Source organism: Chitinophaga sp. W3I9 (assembly GCF_050434025.1).
In the GTDB taxonomy this organism is placed as follows: domain Bacteria; phylum Bacteroidota; class Bacteroidia; order Chitinophagales; family Chitinophagaceae; genus Chitinophaga.
Genome location: NZ_JBNPWC010000001.1, coordinates 6,163,881 through 6,170,809 on the forward strand (window position 1 = coordinate 6,163,881; position 6,929 = coordinate 6,170,809).

A 6,929-nucleotide genomic window follows, 5' to 3' on the forward strand; every position below is an offset into this window, starting at 1 on the left:
ACCATAAGGCAGGTGCGAGATAACAATTCCTTAATGTGCGGATCAGAGAATATTAGCATTTTCCAGCGACTCCCTCAATCTTTTGAGTGCCATAGAGATCTGGTTTTTAACAGTTTGGGAAGATATAGAGAGTTGTTTGGCAATTTCATCATTGGGGAGGTAATGTTTCCTGCTCAGCAGGAAAACCTGTTTCATTTTCACCGGTAAATTATCAATCTCATTATTTAAGAACGTTTCAAGTTCTTTGGCGAGCAGGGGATCATGGCTCTCCTTTATGAAATCAATTTCGCCGATATCAGTTAAGGATAAGTGTGCATTACTTTTGTTCTTATAAATGGCGTCTATCACCTTGTACTTGAGCGACTTGAACAGATATGGCCGGAGTGATAGGTTTTCGTCGAGGTTTTCTGCATTGTTCCAGATAGAAATAAAAATATCCTGGATAATGTCTTGCACATCATCTTTAGAAAGGAGTCTTTTATAGGCGGCATCATAAAGCTCTTTACAATAACGAGAATAGAGCTCATTAAATGCAGGGATATTTTGGTTTTTGAGCAGCGAGATTAGGGTCTTTTCCGAAAACGTTCTCACATTTTTCTGTGTTTAGAAGATGTATGCAAACATAGTACGGAGGGGTTATGTTGAAATGAAAGTAATATTAAAATAATGTTAACAATGACCATATTCCGGACACAGCGCGGGTTTTCATGAATCTGTTCACCTGGGTACAATGGCCTTTTCACCTGGATTACAGGCGCTTATAAATCGTTCGCTTTATTGAATTTCCCGATGGCTTCCTGGAGCGCTGTCCTTTTTTCATTCCCTACCCCGGACATCGTCAGTTTTTCTTTTTGCAGCAATAATAGTTTGTCCTGCGCATTCTCTATCGAGTCTGCATTGGTTTGGTGCATGACTTGTTGTGCTGCAATTATCCTGCGGTCAAATACCTGCAAATCTTTTACGGACATGTAATAGTTTATGGCAGCTGTTTTTAATGCAGCTCCTTCGCTGATCCCTTCTGCCGGCAATGCGATTATCTCCCGGATGATACTGTCAAATGCCTGTTCCTGTTTATCTACCGCACGCAGGGCTCCACTGAAGTCGTTATTTACCAGGCATATCAACTTCTCTTCCTCGGGCCCTCCTTTGCCTACCAAAATCTGGAATGCAGTCCTCTCCTTTTGAGCAATTGCTTCTCTGAATTCCGTTGCCTTCTTCGATTTACAGGAAACCAGGCTTACCATCAAAAAAATTATAATAAAAATATGCCGCTTCATGTTTAATTTCTTTTAGTTTTGATTAACCTGTTGCTTGTTATAAATATAAAAAAGTTATCCAACACCTGAAAAATTGCAAAGGATCAGTTACGCCAGGAAGTACAACACAAAAATATTCACAGAAGGGAACAGAAAAAAACAAATATGCCGCTTTTGCCGCTTTTTGCCGGATTATGCCGGAATCGGGCGACCCGGAAACGGTCATAGTGTATGGGGAATGTATGGGGAGTGTATCATGAGAGTATGGTGAGAGTATGGGAACAGTATCGGAACAGTATGGGGACTATAGGGGGAGTACAGGGGGAGTATATGGGGAGTATATGGGGAGTATAACATATACACGACTCCTAAGTATCTGAAAAGTATCGGAGAAGTAACCCCCTGGTTTGTCACAAAAAAAAGGAACGCCCTGTAAAGCGTTCCCTGGATTTATTGACGTTAACCGCAATGAAAAATTATTTTGCTACGTAAGTATATTCTTTATTATAAGATTGACTGGCAGCAGTCGCCACATTTTGCACATTCGTTTCCACCTTGCCATCTACTTCGGCCTTATAACTGATAGTTACCGCGCCTGGAACCTGGGCGTTATTCACGACACCTACACTTAATCCGCTAAAATTAAACGGCTTAACGGTTTCAACTACATATGTTTTTACGCCTCCTACAAAATTATCAATATCGAGTATCATCACATTTTCATTTCCCTGGGTAACCCCGTTTATTTTCCAAACAGGTGATCCGTACTGGCTGGCATCATGATTCCCTGCGGATACGCGAACATCCACCTGATCCTTATTATCAGCGCCTGCTACTGTAACCGTAAATTTAAAGGTTGCTTTTTTACTATCGGGTGCAGGATCGTCTTTGCCGCCGCAGCCTGTAAATACCAAACCTGCCACCATTACCAGGCACAAACTAAAAAAAATCCGTGTTGTCCTTTTCATCTCTTTGCGTGTATTGGGTTAATTAATACCGCAAAGTTATGCTGGTTGAATACCCCCGGCAATACCTGGAAACAAGTATTTTACCATCCTGATTGCCAGGTATATTAATTTATAATCGCTGCTGCTTTAAAGTGCTAAATCTGCTTTTGTTGCGGATACCCAATCCGGTGCATCTTTCACCTCCTGGCGCAATAACAGGTTCAGTTGCGCGGTATGGTGCTGCACATGGCGCATATTGTAAATTAGTATTTCCAATATACTATAATCCTTGTACTCACTAACAAACCGCTTCGTCAAAATATCTTCAGCAGTTAACCTTGTCAGCAGATCCCGTAGCTTCTCACGCCCAAATCGGAGGTATGTCAGCAACTCCGTTTTATCATACACCCGTTCCGGCATCCCGGTGCCAAATTCAGATAACGTAAATGGCGCCGGTGGTAAAAAGTCCTTTTCCATTGGTGTTTCATCAGACAAATAAAAATCCAGGAAAAACAAGGTATGATACCCGATATACCAGAACTTAGCAGGGGTATCCCATAGTTCATCCGGGCAAAAAGTTAACGCATTTTCGAGCATGTCAATAGATGCTCCGAACTGATGCCACAATGTTATTTTTAATGAAGAATCCATAAGAGCTACTTTTATAGATTACCTGGTTTCGCTTATCTTATCACCCTTAATGGGTGAATAATCTGTTTTTACAACGCCGTTTACGTTGAACTTTTCAAAATAGCATTTTATACCGGTTGCCTGGTTGGTGTTCTCCACATTCTGAAGGTGAAAATGCAAATGAGGTTCAGAGGAATTTCCTGAGTTTCCGCATAGTCCTATCAATTGCCCTTGTTTTATTACATCGCCTTGTTTTACCTTAATTGAATGCTGCTTAAAGTGTGCAAAGAAAACATACTCTTTGTTTTTGGTTTTCAGCAAAACAGTATTGCCTGAAACAAACATGGGATTTAGCTCTCCCGGCACATTATCTTTAACCCCATCTACCGCTAAAACTACTTCTCCATCACATGGCGCAATGATGGGTTGTCCAAATGCATAGTAGTCCTCATTTGTTTTCCCATTGGTTTTAAAACTCTTCCCTTCCGGGTTATTAATTACAATATCAAATGCATTTTTCTGGAATTTAACTGCTACGTGATAGTTTAATTCTTTTGTATCCCCGCCCCAGAACACCGTCCATTCCCCTTTAAAAGGCAGGTGCATGGCGGTGATATTCCGCGGCAATACCGGCAATGTATCCGGCACATATGGCTTTGCATATAACCCGTTGATAGTGCTATCCTTGTCGGCTGAAATGTTAAGAAGAATGACACCTTTATCAAACGCTGTTTTGTATACGGCAAATGAAGACTGGTATTCCAAAAATGTACGCTTTATAATATTCCCATAATTGCTTTTCAAATTGGTGAGAAATGCTTTTGTCTTATCTAACGGCAAAGCGTTTTTTGTTTGTTCAGAAAATGTAGCAAAAATGCTATCAAACTGACCGTTGTTGTAATACTTTTCAAACTTTGCCGATATATACCTGCTTCCCGGGCTTTCTGCTTGGGAAAAGGCGGCGCCAAAAGTTAAGGACAGCAGCATTGTCAGGATGGATCGTAGTTTCATTTTCAGCGTTTGCACTATTAGTTGCTGAAAGTAGTCAAAATATTACACTAAGCCACCGTTTGGCTTTTTATATTTATTCCTGACGAAATTGGTATTCTTGCCTTTAAACATTTCGACCATCACCTGCGGCAGTTTAATGTGTAAAGCCATTACCTGCAAGAAAAAAGCCTTCAAACCGAAATGATTTGAAGGCTTTTTGTATGGTATAAGTTCAGCGAAGTGCTACCATTTGATCCGCAGTTCGGTGCGCCTGTTCTGCTTATAGTCTTCTTCCTTACATGGTACACCATCCTTACAGCCGTTCACAGGATTGTTCTCCCCGTTATTGGTGTAGTAGAGGCGTTTGGAATCGATCCCTTTATTAACGAGGTAATCTATTACCGCATAACAACGTAAGGCCGACAAATCAGTGTTATATTGGTCAGAGCCGCGGTTATCAGCAAAAGATGCAATTACGATCTTCCAGTCGGGGTGACGTTTCAGCACCGCCGCTACCTGGTCCAGGATCCTGCGGGATTCGCTGAGCAGTGAGGCGCTGTTATAATCATAGAAGAACTTCAGTTCTTCCAGCTTCTTTCTATCCTCTTCTTCTTCCGGCGTATGTCCTTTCTTTCCTCCACCAGGCTGGTCGCCAGTAACAGGAGGGGCCGTATGATCTGTTATCACCGGCGGGTTTTCCCTGCGGTTGATCCTGGTAAAGTATTCGGCATCTGAGAAATAATAGATATCATCTTTACCCATGCTGCCTGGTTTGTTCGAAGCCAGGTAACCTTCATAGCCGTTACGTTTCAAAATAAGCCCTAAATCGTCTGCGCCGGAGTTGAAAGGTACTTTCATGTTCTCCGGTATTTCCCAGCTGGATTTGCCGCCTTTTACGCGGTAAATGTCATAACCACCCATTCCTGCATATCCCCTGCTGGAGAAATAAAGAATGCCGTCTTCGTTAACGGTGGGGAAGGTTTCTGCTGCCACGGTATTTATCTGGCTGCCACAGTTGACCGGCGCCCCCCAGGAACCGTCTGCCTGTTTTTCGGCGTACCAGATATCTGTTTGTCCTTGACCGCCCGGGCGGTCAGATACAAAATACAATATATCGCCGCCGCTGCTTAGTACCGCGTGACTGGAAGAATATCCTGTTACATTGATGCCGGGCATCAGTACCGGTGCTTCCCATTTGCCATTCTTTTTTACAGATTGATAGATCTGCAACTGGCGAACACCATTTACCAGTCCTTTACCGGTAACGGGAACCCCTTTGCCCTGTATGTTGATGGTGGCATAGAGCGTGTCTTCTGTGGTGTTCAAACACACCGGGCCAATATGATAATCGTATTTGGCCAGTAGCGCAGGCGCCAGTTCCTCCAGGAACATATCGTGGTTGCCACCGGCATATTGCTGGTAAACGTATGCTTTATAGTAAGGTTGTTCCGTGCGTTTATCGATCGGAGGTTTTGCCTGCGACCCGTTATTCAGTGCCATAGAGCGGTACCCGTTTGACATCAGCAGTAAACCTTTCTGTACCACGCCGGTTACCAGGTCGGAGCCTTGTGTGTTCAGCTCTTTCACCGGCTTTAACTGTATAGGCGCTGCTTGTTTAAGCCATACAACGGCGCTGTCGCAACCCTGCAGTGCAATCTCTTTTAGTTTAAGACTATCTGCATTGGAGGTGGTGAACAACGCATACTGCTGCTTTGCGGCATCATATTGCTCCAGTTGCCGGAGCGCTTCGCCATATGCAAAATAGGCAGACGAAGGCCGGTCGGCCCGCTCCGTGATTTCCTTGTATACATCCGAAGCTTCCTTAAAGTAGCCGATCTCCTGGTAGCTATGGGCCATCTTCATCAGCTGATCTACCGGCATCTTACTTCCCTTGCTGCGGGCAATCCTGTTATAAAGCGCTCCTGCCTCTGCATACTCCTGCCGTGCATAGGCTGCTTCAGCCATTTGCGACATGCTTTTCTGCTCCTGGCTGTACAGGTTGAAGGCAATAAGAAACAGCGGGATGGTAATTATAGTGCGACGTATCATACGGGTAGTAAACTATGGTTAAAAATACCTGGGATTCTTTACAGTGAAATTTTTCGAAGGAATTAAGAAGCCTAGTGATATTTCATGCGATCCTCCCTGGTAACCTGCCATTTTATTAATACTGAGGTCGTAGGAGTACCCGATGCGCAGCGTTTCTGTAGCGTAGAATTCCACCATCACGCTGGCTGCGTCCAGCTCACTCAGGTCCTTCTGCAGGTTGGTTTTGTTCCACACGCCTACACCGGTGCGATAAGAGACGCCCGTCCACAGCTTTTCACCAATCAGCAGGAAAGCATTAATGTCTACGTTGGTAGGTCCTTTAAAATCTTCCTTGATCAGGATCGAAGGCTTCAGCTGGAGGTTGTCGCCCAGCGGAAACATAGCACCCGTGGTAACATACAGGTGCTGTGTTTTGCGGATCGTAGAATAGTTGTTTCCTTTCCAGCTGTAGCGGGTTGCATCGGTATAGAGCGAAAACAGGTCCATGATGGAGGCGCCTGCATAAAAGCGCGGTGTGTAATAATAAACCCCGAAGCGGGCATCCGGTACCCATACACTTTTCTTTCCCAACGGAAGGGCCGCATCATCGTTATCGATGTATTGCAGGGCCGAACCGTCGATAGAGTACTGGGTAACGCCTCCTCCCAGCCCGAAGCAAAGCCGGCGCGTATCCTCATCATCCAGCGGAATCCGGTAGGAGTAAGAACCGTAAAGCGACAAGGCATCCTGCGGACCGAGTTTATCAAACAACATCTGCAGTCCCAGCCCCACCTTGTTATCACTGGCCGGCGTCACCCCGTCTATCGACACGCCGCCCGTACGGGGCGCGCCGGGGAAACCGGCCCATTGATGGCGGTATACGGCATTCACATACAGGTCTTCTTTATAGCCTGCATAGGCAGGGTTAACGCTTAACCCGTTGAACACGTATTGGCTGAACTGTATGTTCTGTTGCGCTGCTCCACGCATTCCTATCGCCAGCAGCATCACCATTATTCCTGCTCTGAGTACTGTTTGCATCTTTTACTTTTTTTGTAGCAGATAATATTTTTGTCTT

At 44.6% G+C, this 6,929-nt stretch carries 7 protein-coding genes; all 7 read right to left on the reverse strand.

Annotated elements, in window-relative coordinates; all coding sequences use genetic code 11:
- Positions 1–42: 42 nt before the first annotated feature.
- Positions 43–591 (reverse strand): RNA polymerase sigma factor, encoded by a 549-nt coding sequence (locus tag QFZ51_RS25035; protein ID WP_370907727.1) that lies wholly within the window; start codon positions 589–591, stop codon positions 43–45.
- Between the two features lie 167 nt (positions 592–758).
- Positions 759–1,277, reverse strand: coding sequence for a hypothetical protein (locus QFZ51_RS25040; protein ID WP_429050131.1), 519 nt, complete (start codon positions 1,275–1,277; stop codon positions 759–761).
- Between the two features lie 455 nt (positions 1,278–1,732).
- A complete protein-coding gene (locus QFZ51_RS25045) occupies positions 1,733–2,224 on the reverse strand; it encodes a hypothetical protein (protein WP_429050133.1) in 492 nt (163 codons plus the stop codon).
- A 126-nt stretch (positions 2,225–2,350) separates the two neighbouring features.
- On the reverse strand, positions 2,351–2,854 hold the full coding sequence (locus tag QFZ51_RS25050) for a DinB family protein (RefSeq protein ID WP_429050135.1): 504 nt from the start codon (positions 2,852–2,854) through the stop codon (positions 2,351–2,353).
- Positions 2,855–2,872: 18 nt separating this feature from the next.
- The gene (locus QFZ51_RS25055) at positions 2,873–3,844 is read right to left on the reverse strand and encodes a peptidoglycan DD-metalloendopeptidase family protein (protein ID WP_429050137.1); all 972 of its coding nucleotides are present in this window, start codon (positions 3,842–3,844) and stop codon (positions 2,873–2,875) included.
- A gap of 222 nt (positions 3,845–4,066) precedes the next feature.
- The gene (locus QFZ51_RS25060) at positions 4,067–5,872 is read right to left on the reverse strand and encodes an OmpA family protein (protein WP_429050139.1); all 1,806 of its coding nucleotides are present in this window, start codon (positions 5,870–5,872) and stop codon (positions 4,067–4,069) included.
- An 18-nt stretch (positions 5,873–5,890) separates the two neighbouring features.
- Positions 5,891–6,892 carry a PorP/SprF family type IX secretion system membrane protein gene (locus tag QFZ51_RS25065; RefSeq protein WP_370907737.1) on the reverse strand — a complete coding sequence of 334 codons (1,002 nt, stop codon included), beginning with the start codon at positions 6,890–6,892 and terminating at the stop codon, positions 5,891–5,893.
- Between the last annotated feature and the right edge of the window lie 37 nt (positions 6,893–6,929).